Source organism: Photobacterium sp. R1, from assembly GCF_054600795.1.
This window is the reverse complement of record NZ_BAAHZP010000001.1, coordinates 61596-79466: the sequence shown is the minus strand read 5'-3', so window position 1 is coordinate 79466 and position 17871 is coordinate 61596. Positions and strand designations below refer to the sequence as shown.

The window sequence follows — 17871 nt, the reverse complement described above, 5'->3', positions numbered from 1 at the left end:
GTTATTCCACCTGGCTGTCTGGGTGATAGTTGTCTGGGTGATAGTTGTCTGGGTAATAGTTTTCTGATTGATAGTTGTCTGAATGATGGTTTTCTGCATGAAGGCTGTCTGAGTGAATCTGGATGGCCTGAGCCGGGCACACGGAAACGCAGGCCCCGCAGCCGGTACAATCCGCAGCACTGACCACAGGCTGAGCCACTTTGCCCTGCTGTAGTACAAAACGAATCGCCACCGGCTCACACTGCTCTCCGCAAGACCGGCACTCCACCCCGTTGAATGCCAGACAGGTCTCAGAGATTTCAGCACTTACCTGCCAGGGCGCTTCTGCCTGCGGGCGAAACAACGGCTCCGGGCACACCTCAGCACACTGATAGCAAAACGTGCATTCTCCGCGCTGAAAATCAACCTGAGGAAAACCGCCGTCACCCTGGACAATAATGCTGGCCTCACAGGCTTTCTGGCACGCCTGGCAGCGTGTGCACTGTTCTGTGAACACCTTGTCTTCTGTCATCCAGGGAAGCCGGGGGGCTTGCGGCGCGTTCCCCCGCCTCAGCCAGAAACGTCGAGCTAAATCAGCCATAGATTCATCACAGCAGTTATTCCGTTTTGCCTGACCGGGGTATGCAAAACATGATGGTCAAAGTATAGACTTAGTTTAAAAAGGGTTATTGGTAGCAGAATATACCTCTAAGGGGGTAATTCGGGGGTAAGCTTGTTTGAGATCAAGAAAGTACATTGTCAGCCTTCACAAAATGACTGACATCGGCGAAAACAGGGCGTCGGGGATTCAGCAGAAAGGAACCGTGGTGTACCGAAAGACAACAACGAAAGCCGCCTTGAAAAGTGCCGGTGCCGGCAGCGTCACCGGGGTTATTGCCCGCGTGATGCTCGCGATTGTGCTGCTGTCGCTTCTGACAACAGGCGCCACCATGCTGGCTGTCAATGCCAGTCGATATGATGCAGAAATGGTGAATCTGGCCGGGTCACTGCGGATGCAGAGTTACCGGCTTGCTTTTCAGTTGGCCCAGGACGGCCAAGCCCGTGAAACTGACATTGCCCATTTCAGCCAGACGCTGAATGCACCAGCCATGACCTCACTGAGAAGCCTGACGACACCGGATAATCTGCTGCAAAGCTATCAGAACCTGCTGGATGACTGGCGCCGGATCAGTCCACAGCTGACCGGTGCTACCCCGGATTACTTTGTTCATCAGGTGCCCGAGTTTGTTGATCGCATTGATCACTTTGTCTATGAATTGCAGGCTTTTTCTCAGCAAAAACTGCACATCATGGCCGCAATTTCCGGTCTGGGGCTGGGGATAATCCTGATGCTGGCATTATTTGCCATTCACTACAGCCGACGCCGTATTGTGCCGCCACTGCAGAGCTTGCTTGCCGCCAGCCAACAGGTTCAGGCCCGTCATTTCTCGGTCCGGGTTGATGAAAACAGCCAGAATGAGCTGGGAACCCTGGCCCGGGCTTTCAATCATATGGCACAAGAGCTGGGACAGAGCTACCGGGCGCTGGAAACCACAGTCGAAGAGAAAACCCATCGTCTGAAAGAAGCCAATAATGCCCTGAAAACCTTGTACGATTGCGCGCAGTTGCTGTCCGTAAACCGGATTCAGGCCAGACATTTCAGTCAGATTCTGGACAGACTGATCCAGCTCGAAGGCTTTGCCGTCATCCGGCTGGTTGTCGAAGAGGGCCACGGGATTCGCACTGAATTTCAGGCAGGCAAGCCCGACGACAGCCAGAGCTGGCATCAGCATGCGCTCAAACAGGAAGACCAGCATCTGGGAACCCTCTGGTGGCAACACACCCTGCCCTGTCCGGATCCGGCGCTGATCATTAGTGTCGGCCATTTGCTCAGCCGGGCGCTGTACGCCCACCAGACGCAGACACAGAGCGACCAGTTACTCCTGATGGAGGAAAGGGCCACCATTGCCCGTGAACTGCATGATTCACTGGCACAGGCCCTGTCCTATCTGAAAATTCAGCTGACACTGCTCAAGCGTCAGCTGGCCACATCCCCGGACGCCGCAAACAACATTATTGATGATCTCGAACAGGGGCTGTCTCAGGCTTACCGTCAGCTTCGTGAGCTGCTGAATACATTTCGTCTGTCGATTAAACCCGGCAAGCTCAGCGACGCCTTAAATGACATGCTGGCACCGCTCCGGAATCAGACCACAGCGACCATTCTGCTGCATAATCAGCTGCCCTCCCTGCAACTGACGGCGCCACAGCACATTCACCTGATTCAGCTGACACGGGAGGCTGTGCTCAATGCCATCAAGCATGCAAAAGCGACAACCATCACGGTCGACTGTATCCCGCAGGGCGATCAGGTGCTGGTCGAGATCTGTGATGATGGTCAGGGATTCGATCCGGATCAGAGCAAAACATCCCACTATGGGATGTCGATCATGAACGAGCGGGCAGAAAGTCTCGGCGGAAAACTGACCATCCTCAGCGCCGCCGGTCAGGGCTGCCGCGTTCAACTGAAATTCGCCTTACAAAGTACAGGATAACCATGATGCACAACCCACCGGCCCACCGGATCGTCATTGTTGATGATCATCCTCTGATGCGACGCGGCCTCAGTCAGTTACTGGAACTGGAGCCAGATTTCGAGCTTGCCGGGGAAGCCAGCAATGGTTATCAGGCACTGGATATAGCCCTGGAACAAGAACCGGATCTGATATTACTGGATCTCAACATGAAAGGGCTGTCCGGCCTCGACACCTTACGCGCTCTGCGCGAACAGGGCTGTCAGGCAATCGTGGTCATCCTGACGGTTTCCGACAACCCAAACGACATCCGGACCTTACTGGAGGCCGGTGCAGACGGATATTTACTGAAGGATACCGAACCGGAACAATTGCTGGCGCTGCTTCAGCAGGCGCTGACCGGACAGCAGGTATTCAGCGAGCAGGTCAGGCAATATCTGGAAAACAACACTCAGGCCGACGATCCGCTGCAGGAACTCACCGGCAGGGAGAGAGAAATTCTTCATCTAGTTGCCCAGGGCAAACGAAATAAAGACATCGCCATGCTACTTTTCATTTCAGAAGCCACAGTGAAGGTCCATATCAAAAGCCTGCTCAAAAAACTGGAGGTGGGGTCACGCACAGCTGCCACAGTCATTTATCTGCAAACGCAGGAGAAATAGCCCCGGCACTCAGGTCTGCTTCGGTGGCGGATACACAGGCTTTCCCATTGCGTCGCTTTCTCATTCCCGTTATAAAAGGGGCTTGTTTCAAAACAACTGCCATGCACAAAACAGGTTAGATTATGAGCACCATTGCCTACGGGATCAAAAACTGCGATACCATCAAAAAAATGAAGAAGTGGCTCGATGCCCAGGGCGTTGAATACCGCTTCCATGACTACCGTGTTGACGGCCTGGATCGCACTCTCCTTGAGTCTTTTGAAGCCGAACTGGGCTGGGAAGCCATGCTGAACAAGCGCGGCACCACTTTCCGTCAGTTGACCGATGAGCAAAAAAACAACCTGGACCGGGAGAATGCCCTGGCACTGATGCTGGAATATCCGGCGATGATCAAACGCCCGCTGCTGGTCCACAACAAAACCTGCCACCTCGGCTTTAAACCTGAGCAATATCAGGCCATTTTCGCGTAACTGCCCATATTTACTTTTCCCAACCCAAAGAACACAGAAGGAAACACGGATGTCAGACAGCCCAGTGATCGCCCTGACCAAAGACCTTATCAGCCGAGCCTCAGTCACCCCGGAAGACGAAGGGTGTCAGGATGTCATGATCGCCCGACTGGAAAAACTGGGCTTTCAGATAGAGACCATGGTGTTTGAAGACACCACCAACCTCTGGGCTCGCCGGGGTACAGAAGCCCCGCTGTTTGTCTTTGCCGGTCATACTGACGTCGTTCCTGCCGGTCCGGCTGAACAGTGGCATACACCGCCTTTTGAACCCACCATTATCGACGGTTATCTGCACGGCCGCGGTGCTGCGGATATGAAAGGCTCACTGGCCTGTATGATCGTATCGATTGAACGTTTTCTGGCCGAGCACCCTGACCATCAGGGCTCCATTGCGTTGCTGATCACTTCCGACGAAGAAGGGCCGTTTATCAACGGAACCACCCGTGTTGTTGATACCCTTGAAGCCCGCAACGAAAAAATCGACATGTGTATTGTCGGTGAACCGTCCAGTACCCATGAAGTGGGTGATGTGGTGAAAAATGGCCGCCGCGGTTCAATCACCGGTGATCTCGTCGTGAAAGGTGTTCAAGGGCATGTTGCCTACCCGCACCTGGCTGACAACCCGGTTCACAAAGCCATGCCTGCACTGGCAGAGCTGGCAACCACAGTCTGGGATCACGGCAACGATTATTTTCCGCCAACTAGTTTCCAGATTGCCAATATGGCAGCAGGCACCGGTGCATCCAATGTAATCCCCGGAGAACTCAAGGTTCAGTTTAACCTGCGTTTCAGCACGGAGCTGACCAACGAAGACATCCAGCGCAAAATACACTCCGTGCTGGATGCCCATGGTCTGGAATATGATCTGGCCTGGACCTTCAACGGCCAGCCGTTCCTGACGGACAAGGGCACCCTGCTGGAAGCCGTCGTCCGTGCGATTGAAGAAGTGAACCATCAGCGTCCGGAACTGCTGACCACCGGCGGCACCTCTGATGGCCGTTTCATTGCCCGCACCGGTGCGCAGGTGATTGAACTGGGTCCTGTGAACGCGACCATTCACAAGGTCAACGAATGCGTGAAGATTGCCGATCTGGAAAAACTGACCGACATGTACCAGAAAGTACTGGAAAACACGCTGGTATGAGTCTCAGCCTGCCCCATTTAACGCTGGCGCAACTCACCGGGCTGGATGAAAGCCATCTCTGTGAGTATCAGGGACGCCAGATTCACGCTGGTATTCAGAATGCACTGGCCGCCTTGCAAGAGGCGGCCGCTCAGGCTGGATTTGATCTGAAACTGGCCAGTGCATTTCGCTCCTTTGACCGTCAGCTGCTGATCTGGAACAACAAGTTCAACGGCCTGCGACCCATTCTGGACAGCAACAGTCAGCCGCTTAATCCGGCCTGTCTGTCTGAACTGGAAAAGATCCACGCCATTTTACGCTGGTCTGCCCTGCCCGGTGCCAGCCGCCACCACTGGGGCACCGATCTGGATGTCTACGCAGCCAACTGCCTGCCTCAGGGAGAATCGCTGCAACTGGAACCCTGGGAATATCTTGACGGCGGACATCAGGCCGGATTCAACAACTGGCTGACAGCGCATATGAACCGTTTCGGGTTTTACCGCCCTTATGCCGCTGACTTAGGCGGGGTCGCCATTGAACCCTGGCACATCAGCTATTTTCCGCTCAGCAATCAGCTCAGAACTCAACTGACGCCAAGCCAGCTTGCCACTGTCATTGCCGATCAACCTGTTGCAGGAAAATCGCATATTCTGGCAAACCTTGATACGCTTTATAGTAAGTACATCAACAACATCTGTGAGGTCTGATATGGACTGGCTGCTCAACCCCTGGGTCATCACCATCATCATCGTGAGTGTTGTGGTCAGTAACATTGCGGCCATTAAATACACGGCCAATATGAAATTTGGCCATCACGACAAAACCAGCGAGTTACTGAAAAAACAGCAGGAAGTAGAAAACCTGACCCACAAAGGTCACCCCGCTGAAAATGAAGAAAAAAAATAGCCGGTTTCAAAAACCGGCTATGACTGTTTAGTGGCTGAATCATCAGCTCCGGCAGAGGTAATCAGCCTGACCAACCCATTTGTAACTGGTCAGTTCTTCCAGTCCCATCGGACCGCGGGCATGTAATTTCTGAGTCGACACCGCAACTTCAGCGCCCAGACCAAACTGCGCCCCATCCGTAAAACGGGTGGATGCATTAACGTAGACCGCCGCTGAACCCGCTGCATTAATAAACCGCTCCGCAGACATCAGGTCATTGGTCAGAATCGCATCTGAATGGCTGGCATTGTGCGCGTGCATATGCTGAATCGCCGAGTCTACATCCGGAACAATTTTCACCCCCAGCGTATAACTCAGCCATTCAGTATCAAAGTCGCCTTCCTGAGCTGCACGCACCTGATCAGCGTGGTCTTTCAGCAAAGTCATTGCCTGCGCTTCTGCAACCAGTGTGACCTTGTTCTGATTCATCCGCGCGGCCAGTTTCGGCAAAAACTCCGGGGCTACCGCTTCATGCACCAGCAGCGTATCCAGCGCATTACAGGCTGACGGACGCTGAACTTTTGCATTTTCAACCACATCCAGTGCACGGATCAGATCCGCAGACTGATCCACAAAAGCGTGACTGATCCCAAAGCCGCCGATAATGACGGGAATCGTGCTCTTTTCCTTACACATCTTGTGCAGACCGGCACCACCACGCGGAATGATCATATCGACATACTGATCCATCGTCAGCAGCTCAGACACCAGTTCACGGTCAGGCTTGGCAATGTACTGCACCGCCGCTGCCGGTAAACCGGCCTTTTCCAGTGCCTGTTGAATGACGCTCACCAGCGCCATATTAGAATGGAAGGTTTCACGACCGCCGCGCAGAATGCTGGCGTTCCCGGTTTTCAGACAAAGCGCTGCAATATCAATGGTCACATTCGGGCGCGCTTCATAAATCACACCAACAACACCCAGCGGAACCCGGCGACGACTCAGGCGCATGCCATTTTCCAGCACCCGGGAGTCCAGCTCAGCACCCACAGGATCCGGCAATCCAATCACGTTCCGGACATCACCGGCAATTGCCCCCAGACGCGGTGCATTCAGCATCAGACGATCCAGTAACGCTTCTGACATCCCGCTTTCCCGCGCAGCAGCCAGATCTTTTTCATTGGCAGCCAGGATTTCAGCCTGACGGGCTTCCAGTTCATCCGCAATAAAAGCCAGTGCCTGGTTTTTCTGTGCGGTCGCTGTTGTCGCCAGTGTAAAAGCAGCCTGTTTTGCTGCTTGTCCCATTGCTTGCAATTCCACCCTGTTTCCCTCTCGGTCCGTATGATTGTGCTGTTGTATTAGATGAGTACCAGATCGTCCCGGTGGACAGCAACCGGACCGTACTCATAGCCCAGCACTTTATGAATATCCTGACTGTGTTTTCCGGCAATTTTCGCAATATCCTGGCTGGAATAGCGACTGATCCCGCGGGCCAGCAAAATTCCGTCGGCACTGTATATCCGCGCCACTTCACCCCGCTCAAACTGGCCTTTGACCTCAGTGATCCCTTTCGCCAGCAGACTGCTGCCACGCTGAGTCACCGCCATCGCGGCACCGGCATCAACAATGATATCCCCGGCTGGTGGCGGCCCCGCGAGGATCCAGCGCTTCCGGCTTTCCAGCGGTGATTCCAGCGGCAGGAACCGGGTTCCGACCTGCTCACCATTAACAATGCCGGCAATCACTTCCGGACGGCTGCCCGCAGCAATAATGACTTCAATTCCGGCACGACGTGCAACATCCGCGGCCTGCAACTTCGTCGCCATCCCGCCGGTTCCGAGACCACCGACGCTGCCACCCGCCAGCTTCCGCAGGGTTTCATCAATAGTATGTACTTCCCGGATCAGTTCCGCATCCGGATTGCTGCGCGGATCCGCAGTGAAAAGTCCGGGCTGGTCTGTCAGCAACAATAGCTTGTCTGCTCCGGCCAGGATCCCGACCAACGCAGATAGATTGTCATTATCGCCGACTTTAATTTCCGTGGTGGCGACAGCATCATTCTCATTCACCACCGGAATAATATCGTTCTCAAGCAGTGCCAGCAGCATATCGCGGGCATTCAGATAACGTTCTCTGTCGTTCAGGTCGGCACGGGTCAGCAACATCTGGCCCACATGCAGTCCGTAAATACTGAACAGCTTTTCCCACTCCTGGATCAGACGACTCTGACCCACGGCAGCCAGCAATTGTTTGCTGGCCATGGTTTTCGGCAGTTCCGGGTAACCTAAATGCTCGCGACCTGCGGCAATGGCACCGGAGGTCACAATCACCACCTGATGACCCTGTCGGCGAAGATGGGCGCACTGCCGGACCAGTTCAACCATATGTGCACGGTCGAGTCTCAGTGTGCCCCCTGTCAGAACGCTGGTTCCCAACTTCACAACGATGGTCTGTGATGCAGTCTCAGCTGCATGATGAGCCTGGTGCTCACTTGCTTGTAATTTGTGATTGTCTGCCATGAAGAAAACTAAAGGATGCGGAAGAATGGCATTTGTTTTATCAACCCCGACCGTAAAGCACAAGAAAAATGCGTCTGAGTCGACGCATTTTCTATTTTTTCAGGATTTCATGCGGAAATCAGGCCGAAACGGATAAAGTCGGTGCTGACAGATCCGGGGCCGGATGAATCGGGAGGTCGTATTCCTGTTCCAGTAACGTACTGAGCTTGTGGTAAAAATCTTCCAGTGTCTGTTGTACCGGCTCCAGATGTTTTGCCGGCACCTTATCTTCCAGCCAATCACCATGAATATCATAGCGGCCGAAGTAGTAATGGTACTGGAACCCGCCCTCACTTTGGGTCAGTTCCAGCCACCATCCCCAGAACTCACGCTCTTCCGGTGCTTTTTTGGCATTAATGCAGCTGGCTAAGCAATCGAAGAAAAAGTGTCCTTCAGATGACTGTTGCTGACGCAGGTAAGGACCAAGTGCGGTCAGCTTGGTCATCAGACGGCCATGGGAAGGAAAAGTGACTTGTGTTGGCATAGGTCCATCCTTAGTCTGGTATTCAACAAAAAGCGCTAAGGGTCTGTTGACCCTACTTGTTTCCCCTATCGCTATCATTTAACACACAGCGACAGAGAAATGGCAACATTTTATTTACATCCTCAGACCAGATCATCGAGCCGTCACAGCTTATCCTTCAGCCACTCGACAACCTGGGTCATGGCTCTGTGATAACCGTCGTGAAGCGGCGCGGCCGGCAGGCTGACCGCTTTCCCGCCCCGGCTGGACATTGCAATCAGCTGATTATCCATGTCGGTGCTGACCGGATCGTCTTTCAGGTTGACACCCAGCATCGGAATATCAACTTTCCTGCGCCCGAGCAGCCCCTGCTGCTTCAGCGACCAGGCCGTCATATGGGAAACCAGACTTGCTTTAGACACGCCGTTTTTACCCATGCGCGAAGCAAACATATCCAGATACATGCGCGGCATACTGTTCAGCAGCTTGGGCTGGGACAGAAAACTATGAATAATTCCGCCAAGACTGATACAGGTTTTCAGCCGGGTCGGCTCAACGAACCCCAGCCGGATTGCAGCATTCCCGCCAAACCGGATACCAAGCATTGCGACTCGGTGGTGATCAACCCAGGGGACGTCCCTGACCTGTTGCAGCAATGCCTGATGCAGCTGACTGGTATCTTCGGTGAGTGTCCATGCTGCACTGTGGCCAACCGACGGCATGTCCAGTGTGATCATGGCATAACCCGCTGGTCCCAGATATTGCTGATACAGCGGCCAGAGTTCCGTCTGGAGTGTATCCAGACCGCCGCTGACAATCACGGTCGGTAACAGCTGATCGGTACGCGGCAAGTGGATAAAGGCCTGGAATGTTTTTCCCTGATAAGACACATCAATCGTTTTGACCTGATGCGGCATCAGTTCCATGGCATCTTTATAAGTGACGGTCGCCTGCAGCTCAGCCTGGGCAGCCAGCTCATCCCCTTTCAGATGCGGATAAGCTGCGATGCTGTAATGAGTACTGGCTTTCAGCATCATCTCGGCCGCTTTTTCCTTATTGCCTTTGTCCAGATGTTCACGGCTGAGACGCTGGTACTGACTCCCCAGTTGTGACCATTCATAAACCCAGTTCCCGGGCTTATATCCAATCACGGTATCCAGCAGTTCATCATTGGTCCGCTTTGCTTTCGCGGTGGCAATTCTGGCAAAGATCCCTTCCATTTCAATGGGATCGACTCCCTGCCAAATCCAGAGCGGACGACGTAAGACCCGATACCAGCCAGCAACGGTATCGCCGTCAAGCGCATTGTGAACTTCTGTAGATGAGGCATGGGCCAGCCTGACCAGACTGGAGGTTTCTTTGGTCGTTTGACGCGGTGCGAACAGTTTTTCAGACAGGTTCACCTTGGAAGGCTCAGACACTATTGACTCCTGCGTGTGGAAGGTTCAAAACCCGTTTTACTTTCAATCTGGCTTCATTGTATATGTTTTCGGGATAATTACCCCAAACACGGCACACAAAAAAGGAGCCTGAAGGCTCCTTTTCAAATATATTTTCAACCGGGCTGGATCATGAGCGCTTGGAAATCGGCTCAACAAAAGTGACAGCCATATCCCATGGTTGTTCAATCCAGGTATCCTGCTCAATATCAACCACATAATCATCAACCAGATGTTTACCGGCTGGCTTGGCGCAGACCGTCACAAATTTTGCTTTCGGATACATAGCACGAATCATTTCCGCGGTGCCGCCTGTATCAACCAGATCGTCCACAATAATGAATCCTTCACCATCACCGTCGGCTTTCTTCAGTACTTTCATGTCACGCTGGTGGTCATGGTCGTAGCTGGAAATACAAACGGTATCGACATAACGAATACCCAGTTCGCGAGCAAGAATTGCAGCCGGCACCAGGCCACCACGGCTCACTGCGATAATCCCCTGCCACTGATCCGCCGGCAGCAGTTTTTCCGCCAGTTGGCGCGTGTAGCTTTGCATGTTATCCCAGGTGATGACGAACTTTTTAGTCATATCCGATGAACCTCTAAATCAGCGAATCAATACCGCTGGTCAATAAAACAAATTATAAAAAGACGATTTTAGCTGTGAACAGTGCGGCAATGACCCAAACACTGACATTCACATCACGGCCTTTACCACTCAGCAGTTTCACCGCTGCATAAGTAATAAAGCCCAGCGCAATACCTTCCGCAATGGAGTATGTTAACGGCATGAGCAGGCAGACCACAACTACAGGTGCAGCTTCTGTTAAGTCACGCCAGTCGATTCCCGCCAGGCCGGAGACCATTAAAATGGCCACATAAAACAACGCGCCAGCGGTCGCATAAGCCGGAACCATCCCAGCCAAAGGGGCAAAAAACAGTGCCAGCAGGAACATGATACCCACTGTAACCGCCGTCAGACCTGTCCGGCCACCCGCAGCGACACCGGCCACACTCTCAACATAAGAGGTCGTATTGGATGTGCCCAGCAGAGCACCAACAGATGTCGCCGTACTGTCGGCCAGCAAAGCACGGCCCAGACGCGGCATTTTGCCATCTTTATCAACCATTCCTGCTTTCGTGGTGGCTCCGACCAGAGTCCCAGCCGTATCAAACAGGTCAACAAACAGGAAAGCAAACACGATTGAGATCAGCCCGACATCCATGGCACCACTGATATCCAGTTGCATAAATGTTGGCGCAATACTCGGTGGCGCAGACACAATGCCGTTGTACTGAACATCACCAAACGCAATGCCCAAACCGGTCACGATCAGGATCGCCACCAGCACAGCCGCTTTCATTCCCCGGTGAACCAGACCGATGGTCAGCATGAAGCCCAGCGCAGCCATTGCCGCCGGGAAGCTGGTCAAATCACCAACGTGCACCAGGGTCGCCGGGTTATCAACCACAATGCCGGCGCTTTGCAGCGCAATAAAGGCCAGGAATAAACCGATACCAGCAGTGATGCCTGTTCTCAGAGACAGTGGTATCGCATGGATCAGCCACTCCCGAACTTTCAGCAAGCTGAGCAAGATGAAACATAAACCGGAGAAAAACACAGCAGCCAGGGCAACCTGCCAGGTGTGGCCCATACCAAGGACAACTGAATAGGTAAAGAAGGCATTCAGACCCATGCCAGGTGCCTGAGCAACCGGGTAGTTGGCGACAAGCCCCATCATGAAACAGCCGATCATCGCAGCCAGACAGGTTGCAACAAAAACCGCGCCTTTATCCATCCCCGTCGCGGCCAGCATTGATGGGTTGACAAAGATGATGTAGGCCATGGTCAAAAAGGTCGTTACCCCTGCCAGCACTTCAGTACGAACATTCGTACCGTTTTCTTCTAACTTAAACAGTTTCTCAAGCATTGTTCTCTGGTCCTTGGAGAAAAGTATCTGTTCAGACTGAACGCTAAAATTTTATACCTCAATAAGGGAAACGTTTGCGTCACAGCCATTTTTGGGGGGCGATTATAGGCTTATCACTAATAAATTACCAGACTCATCAAGAATACACGCCTGACCGCAAATAATGCGTAAATTTTCTTCGGCAAAAATTACTGAAGATTAAAAACAATTAAAAATCAACACCTTAAACAGATACAGGGATGTATGTCTTTTAACCGAATTTATTTTTTGCTTTCAAGGCAAACGCTTAAATCAGAAAAAAGAGTGTCTGCTTTGGCTGGCTCATCAAGATGTAATCGTATACATGCTTTTTTATCCAATCTCTCAATGAGAAAGAATGAATGAAACTTCATGAATAAAAAAACAGAAATAAAAAAACGCCACCCGATCCTGGGTGGCGCCAAAACTAATCTCACTGGCGAGAGCAACAATCAAAATTGCTACCAAACCGCTGTATACAGTCTTGAAAGTTAGGGGGTGAATATCAACCTCGCACCGCCTCAGCGCTGCGAGTCAATCAGGCAGATAGCCAGACAGAAACAAAGCTGGCTTGAATTTACTTAGTAACCAAACGCACTTGGATAGTTGAAAGAACCACCGAAAATGCCTTTCTTGTTCCAAAATTTAGCTGTGGATTCATATACTTTCATGACAACGACTTCCTCAATTACTTATGCTGCTTTGAGGTTGCAAACAAAGCAGAGCTGATTGATCTCGGTTCCCTGGAGTCCGCGCACATACCTTTTCCTTGTGCTGACTATCGTTCTTGCAACTTGGTCACAGGATAACCAAAAGGTAATTTAATTACAATATTAATTTTAACTAGATCACATTTTTCCTGGATCAACACCACAAAACTCACCCCTGTGAAAGTATTTTTCTTACAACACAAGTGTTAGCAAACGCATAAAAATTAAGAAATGAGACTAAAGTTGCATATATAGTCGCCAAATAAGAATACAACATGACTCATGCTCATTTGCCATGAGTGCAAACAAGGAAGGCAGCGCTATGACAATACTTCACCACCTACGTTCTTTATCGATCAGCAGCCGACTCTACCTGCTTGGCTTTATCATCACGCTCCTCACACTCTTCCCGCTGATGACATTTGTATCTGGTTACCAGGATTCACTCTTGGATCAAAAGCGAGATAAGACGCGGAATCTGGTTGAAAGTGCCCACAGCCTGCTGAACTTCTACTATCAGCAGGAAAAAACCGGAAATCTGAACCGCGAAACAGCCCAGCAGCTTGCCAGGCAAGCAATTGCCAGCCTGAGATATGAGAAGAATGACTATTTCTGGATTAACGACAGCCATCCCCGCATGATCATGCACCCCTTCAAGCCAGAACTCGATGGTAAAGATCTGTCTCAGTTTCAGGATCCCATCGGGAACAAGCTTTTCGTCAACATGGCTGAAATTGTTCAGCGTCAGGGGGAAGGCTTTGTCGACTATCAATGGGAAAAACCCGGACATGCCCAACCTGTCGACAAAATTTCTTTCGTGAAAGGCTTCAGCCCCTGGGGGTGGATCATCGGTTCGGGAATCTATGTCGATGACGTGGCAGCTCAATTCTATGCCGAGCTGAAACGCCTTGGTCTGATTATTGGCGGCTCCTTGATCCTCATGCTCATTCTGGCCAGAGCCATCGGCCGGACCATCACCGCCCCCTGTGAATCAACGCTGAAAGCCATGCAGGACATCTCTCGGGGAGAAGGCGATCTGACCCGCCGCCTGCCCGTTCAGGGCAATGATGAATTAAGTAAAATTGCCACGGCTTACAACCAGTTTGCAGACAAGATCAGCGAAATGCTGAGAGCCGTCTCCCCCGTCAGTGAACACATCAGCGCGGCAGCCAGTCAGCTCAATGTCGTCGCCAATACCACAGCAGAAAGTGCAGGTCAGGCGCATCAGCGTGTTGATTCAGTCGCGTCAGCAATGACTGAGTTGCATTCAAGCAATCAGGAAGTCGCCCGCTCGGCGACGAACGCCGCAGAAGCCGCAACGGAAGCACAGACTCACAGCGATCAGGGACTGGACGTTGTCTCACGCTCCAGTGAGGAAATGCGTGCGCTGCTGGCGCTGCTCGACGAAACCAATGAAAGCGCCAAGGCGCTGGCAGAAGATTCAGAAACCATTGGCGCCGTCCTTGATGTCATCCGCAATATTGCCGAGCAAACCAACCTGCTGGCCCTGAACGCCGCGATTGAAGCAGCTCGGGCCGGTGAGCAGGGTCGTGGCTTTGCGGTCGTCGCGGATGAAGTCCGCACCCTGGCGACCCGGACCCAAAGCAGTACCAATGAAATTGAAACCATTATCACCCGCCTGCAAAACCGCTCTGCCGATGTCAGCCGCGCCCTGGTTCAAACCCGGGAACAATCAGTCAGTACCGTTGAACATTCAGGGGAAGTCGCTCAGGCGCTGGCAGCCATCAGTCAGCAAATCAACACCATCCGGGATTTAAACCAGCATATCGCTGACGCCAGCCAGCAGCAGACAGATGCCGCAGAAGCCATCAACATGAGTCTGGCAGAACTGAGTGAGCACAGTCATCACCATGTTGCACAGGGAGAACAAATCGCCGCAGCGAGTGAGCAGTTACTCTCCAGTGGCCGCCATCTGAATGAGCAAATCTCTCAGTTCAAAATTTAGGAAAAATGGCAAGCACCCTTCAGCTGTTGTAATATATTCAGCTGCCTGATCTGGAAATAAACCGAAGGATAGCCCAGAACAGGCAGTATGAATGACAGTTTATTAGGGAGAGTTCCGTGTCTGAAATCAGCCAACTTTCGCCACAAATCGTGTGGCAATTCTTTGATCAAATCTGCGCCATCCCTCATCCATCCAAGCATGAAGAAGCGCTGGCCCAGCACATCATTCGTTTTGCTGAAAGCGAAGGTCTGGAAGTTCGCCGTGATGCCACGGGTAATGTCTTCATCAAAAAACCAGCGACACCGGGTATGGAAGACCGTAAGGGTGTTGTTCTTCAGGCGCACATTGATATGGTGCCGCAGAAAAACGAAGACACTGATCATGATTTCACCGTCGATCCGATTCAGCCTTACATTGATGGCGAGTGGGTCACCGCGAAAGGGACCACCCTGGGGGCGGATAATGGGATCGGCATGGCAACCTGTCTGGCCGTACTGGCTTCGAAAGATATCGAGCACGGTCCGCTGGAAGTGCTGCTGACGATTGATGAAGAAGCAGGAATGACCGGTGCCTTTGGTCTGGAAGAAGGCTGGCTGGAAGGCGACATTCTGCTGAATACCGACTCAGAGCAGGAAGGCGAAATTTATATGGGTTGTGCCGGCGGTGTCGACGCCGAGCTGTCGCTGTCCATTGACCGTGAAGCCGTTCCTGCCGGTCACACTGCCGTGAAACTGGTCATCAAGGGTCTGAAAGGCGGCCACTCCGGCTGTGATATCCACACCGGCCGTGCCAATGCGAACAAACTGCTGGGTCGCTTCCTGTTCGGTCATGCAGATGAACTCGGTCTGCGAGTCAGCAACCTGACCGGCGGCACACTGCGTAACGCCATTCCGCGGGAAGCATTTGCAATTGCCACCCTGCCAGCAGAGCAAGCAGATGCTTTACATGCACGTTTCGCAACATTCCAGCAAATCCTGAATGAAGAGCTGGGTAAAGTGGAAACCAACATCCAGCTGTCGGTTGACCAGGCAGAAATGCCGTCTGACGTTCTGGCGATCAGCAGTCAGCAACGCCTGATGTCACTGATCAATGCCTGCCCGAACGGCGTGGTTCGCATGAGTGACGATATTCCGGGTGTGGTAGAAACTTCACTGAATCTGGGCGTTATCACCACAGATTCAGATCGCATTACCCTGCTGTGCCTGATCCGTTCCCTGATCGATTCCGGCCGCAGCTATGTTGAGCACACGCTGCTGGCACTGACTCAACTGGCAGGCGCGCAGTGTGAATTTTCCGGTGCTTACCCTGGCTGGAAACCGGATCCAAGTTCAGAAGTGATGCACCTGTTCCGCGAAACTTATAAAGATATCTACGGAAATATTCCGAATATCATGGTGATCCATGCAGGCCTGGAGTGCGGACTGTTCAAAGAACCTTATCCGGAGATGGATATGATTTCTTTCGGCCCGACCATTAAGTTCCCGCATTCACCAGACGAGAAAGTAAATATTGAGACCGTCGGCCTGTTCTGGGAGCAAATGGTTGCCATCCTGAAACAGATTCCGGTCAAACAATAATTCCGGTCACAATGAACCTCTGATTTTCAAGGGGAGCCACAGGCTCCCCTTTTTCTATCATGAGTTACCAGTTAAAGGAAAGCTGCTGGGCCTTGGTTCCCAGTTCCAGTCCCACACTCATCCCGATCAACCGGATTTCACGGCCTTTTTGTCTGGTCAGCGCTTCACTCAGCAAGACCGCAAACTGACGTTTCTCCAAAACAGGCTGGCTATGTTCGACTGTCGTTTGCTGGAAATCAGCAAACTTAATCTTAATGCCCTGCCGGGCGATCCGAAGATCAGGGCGGACTCTTTTCAGCCTTGATTCCAGCTCCGGATACAGCCGCTCAATGACTTGCCAGCACTCATCATATTCACGGATATTTTGCGAGAATGTTCGTTCAACGCCCACTGACTTCCGCTCTCGTGAAACGACCACTTCTCGTTCATCAATGCCGTGTGCCCGCGACCAGAGTGACTGACCAAATTTACCAAACTGCTGTAACAGTTTTGTCCTGTCGTATGCCTGCACATCTTTGCCCAGATACAGGCCATGTTCATGCAACTTTTGAATAGTCACTTTGCCAACCCCGGGTATTTTCTCCAGAGGCAGTTCCGCGACAAATGCCGGGATATCTGCCGGAGTCACCACAAACTGCCCGTCAGGTTTATTCATATCCGAAGCAATCTTGGCAATAAACTTGACCGGCGCAATACCCGCAGATGCCGTGAGGTGCAATTCCTCGCGGATCGCCTGACGAATATCCTGCGCAATCAGGGTTGCAGACCCCCGATGTAAGGGGCAAAGGGTGACATCAAGGTAAGCTTCATCCAGAGATAATGGCTCAATGAGGGATGTATAACGCTGGAAAATTTCGCGGATCTGCTGGGATACTTCTTTGTAAACAGACATTCTGCCCGGGATCAGGACTAAATCCGGACAAAGCTTCATGGCCTGTGCAGTTGGCATCGCAGAACGCACACCAAATTTCCTGGCAAGGTAGTTACAGGTACTGATCACACCCCGCTGCTCAGAGCGACCTCCGATCGCAATCGGCACCTGCTGAAGTGCCGGATTGTCACGCATTTCAACCGCTGCAAAAAAGCAGTCCATATCAACATGGATGATTTTCTTCTGTGCTGGTTGCCCGGAATCATTCTCTGACATAACAGACGTGCTTTATATCGAATAAACTGTTTTTATATACAGTATTATAAGCGCCGAACCGTCAGATAGCGAGCAGCAAAAAGCCCGTGAAAATCACGGGCTTTGAAATACTTTCCGGGAAAAGTGAATTTCTCAGATAATCTGATTCTTTTTCCATTCTGCTTGTTTGGCAGCGCGGGCTTCACGCTTCAGACGCTTATCACAGGGTTCCGGGCAGTCACATTCTTTCTCGATGCCAACGGCCCCTAACCCACCACAGCTACCGGCAACGGTTTTGCGCTGGAAGATATAACCCACAGCCATCGCTACGATGACCAACAGAAACACACCAAAAGTTGCTACATATACCAACATACTATGCTCTCAG

17 protein-coding genes are annotated in these 17871 nt (G+C 52.0%); 8 read left to right on the top strand and 9 right to left on the bottom strand.

Features of this window, described 5'->3' with window-relative positions; all coding sequences use genetic code 11:
* Position 1: 1 nt before the first annotated feature.
* Entirely contained in the window at positions 2-580 is a 579-nt protein-coding gene (gene napF / locus ACYP03_RS00380; RefSeq protein ID WP_459778025.1) for a ferredoxin-type protein NapF, read from the bottom strand.
* Between the two features lie 226 nt (positions 581-806).
* Here napF and narQ point away from each other — a divergent pair, with 226 nt between their 5' ends.
* The 6 genes from narQ to ACYP03_RS00350 all read left to right on the top strand — a co-directional run bounded on the left by narQ (position 807) and on the right by ACYP03_RS00350 (position 5713).
* Complete coding sequence (narQ, locus tag ACYP03_RS00375; protein WP_330960791.1) at positions 807-2534, top strand: nitrate/nitrite two-component system sensor histidine kinase NarQ; 1728 nt, start codon at positions 807-809, stop codon at positions 2532-2534.
* Positions 2535-2536: 2 nt separating this feature from the next.
* Positions 2537-3175, top strand: a complete 639-nt coding sequence (locus ACYP03_RS00370; RefSeq protein WP_248143539.1) for a response regulator — start codon at positions 2537-2539, stop codon at positions 3173-3175.
* A 122-nt stretch (positions 3176-3297) separates the two neighbouring features.
* Complete coding sequence (locus tag ACYP03_RS00365) at positions 3298-3645, top strand: ArsC family reductase (protein ID WP_459778021.1); 348 nt, start codon at positions 3298-3300, stop codon at positions 3643-3645.
* Between the two features lie 49 nt (positions 3646-3694).
* On the top strand, positions 3695-4828 hold the full coding sequence (gene dapE / locus ACYP03_RS00360) for a succinyl-diaminopimelate desuccinylase (protein WP_459778019.1): 1134 nt from the start codon (positions 3695-3697) through the stop codon (positions 4826-4828).
* Positions 4825-5514, top strand: a complete 690-nt coding sequence (locus ACYP03_RS00355; protein WP_459778016.1) for a M15 family metallopeptidase — start codon at positions 4825-4827, stop codon at positions 5512-5514. The genes dapE and ACYP03_RS00355 overlap by 4 nt, the downstream gene beginning before the upstream one ends.
* A 1-nt stretch (position 5515) precedes the next feature.
* Positions 5516-5713 (top strand): DUF2897 family protein, encoded by a 198-nt coding sequence (locus tag ACYP03_RS00350; RefSeq protein ID WP_248143534.1) that lies wholly within the window; start codon positions 5516-5518, stop codon positions 5711-5713.
* Positions 5714-5755: 42 nt separating this feature from the next.
* Here ACYP03_RS00350 and ACYP03_RS00345 read toward each other — a convergent pair whose 3' ends face one another.
* The 6 genes from ACYP03_RS00345 to ACYP03_RS00320 all read right to left on the bottom strand — a co-directional run bounded on the left by ACYP03_RS00345 (position 5756) and on the right by ACYP03_RS00320 (position 12086).
* Positions 5756-7012: a glutamate-5-semialdehyde dehydrogenase gene (locus tag ACYP03_RS00345; RefSeq protein WP_459778013.1), complete on the bottom strand. Its 1257-nt coding sequence runs from the start codon at positions 7010-7012 to the stop codon at positions 5756-5758.
* A 38-nt stretch (positions 7013-7050) separates the two neighbouring features.
* On the bottom strand, positions 7051-8211 hold the full coding sequence (proB, locus tag ACYP03_RS00340; RefSeq protein WP_248143532.1) for a glutamate 5-kinase: 1161 nt from the start codon (positions 8209-8211) through the stop codon (positions 7051-7053).
* Between the two features lie 118 nt (positions 8212-8329).
* The gene (crl, locus tag ACYP03_RS00335) at positions 8330-8734 is read right to left on the bottom strand and encodes a sigma factor-binding protein Crl (protein WP_248143531.1); all 405 of its coding nucleotides are present in this window, start codon (positions 8732-8734) and stop codon (positions 8330-8332) included.
* Between the two features lie 143 nt (positions 8735-8877).
* Positions 8878-10134, bottom strand: a complete 1257-nt coding sequence (frsA, locus tag ACYP03_RS00330; protein ID WP_248143530.1) for an esterase FrsA — start codon at positions 10132-10134, stop codon at positions 8878-8880.
* A gap of 148 nt (positions 10135-10282) precedes the next feature.
* Positions 10283-10744 (bottom strand): xanthine phosphoribosyltransferase, encoded by a 462-nt coding sequence (gpt, locus tag ACYP03_RS00325; protein WP_248143529.1) that lies wholly within the window; start codon positions 10742-10744, stop codon positions 10283-10285.
* Positions 10745-10796: 52 nt separating this feature from the next.
* Complete coding sequence (locus tag ACYP03_RS00320) at positions 10797-12086, bottom strand: NCS2 family permease (protein WP_248143528.1); 1290 nt, start codon at positions 12084-12086, stop codon at positions 10797-10799.
* Between the two features lie 1050 nt (positions 12087-13136).
* Between ACYP03_RS00320 and ACYP03_RS00315 the strand changes: the two genes are divergently transcribed.
* Together ACYP03_RS00315 and ACYP03_RS00310 are read left to right on the top strand one after the other, a co-directional pair.
* Positions 13137-14780 (top strand): methyl-accepting chemotaxis protein, encoded by a 1644-nt coding sequence (locus ACYP03_RS00315; protein ID WP_330960797.1) that lies wholly within the window; start codon positions 13137-13139, stop codon positions 14778-14780.
* Positions 14781-14896: 116 nt separating this feature from the next.
* Positions 14897-16357: an aminoacyl-histidine dipeptidase gene (locus ACYP03_RS00310; protein ID WP_459778011.1), complete on the top strand. Its 1461-nt coding sequence runs from the start codon at positions 14897-14899 to the stop codon at positions 16355-16357.
* Positions 16358-16421: 64 nt separating this feature from the next.
* Here ACYP03_RS00310 and dinB read toward each other — a convergent pair whose 3' ends face one another.
* Positions 16422-17504, bottom strand: a complete 1083-nt coding sequence (gene dinB, locus ACYP03_RS00305; protein ID WP_330960799.1) for a DNA polymerase IV — start codon at positions 17502-17504, stop codon at positions 16422-16424.
* Positions 17505-17636: 132 nt separating this feature from the next.
* Positions 17637-17858 carry a (Na+)-NQR maturation NqrM gene (gene nqrM, locus ACYP03_RS00300; RefSeq protein WP_248143521.1) on the bottom strand — a complete coding sequence of 74 codons (222 nt, stop codon included), beginning with the start codon at positions 17856-17858 and terminating at the stop codon, positions 17637-17639.
* Between the last annotated feature and the right edge of the window lie 13 nt (positions 17859-17871).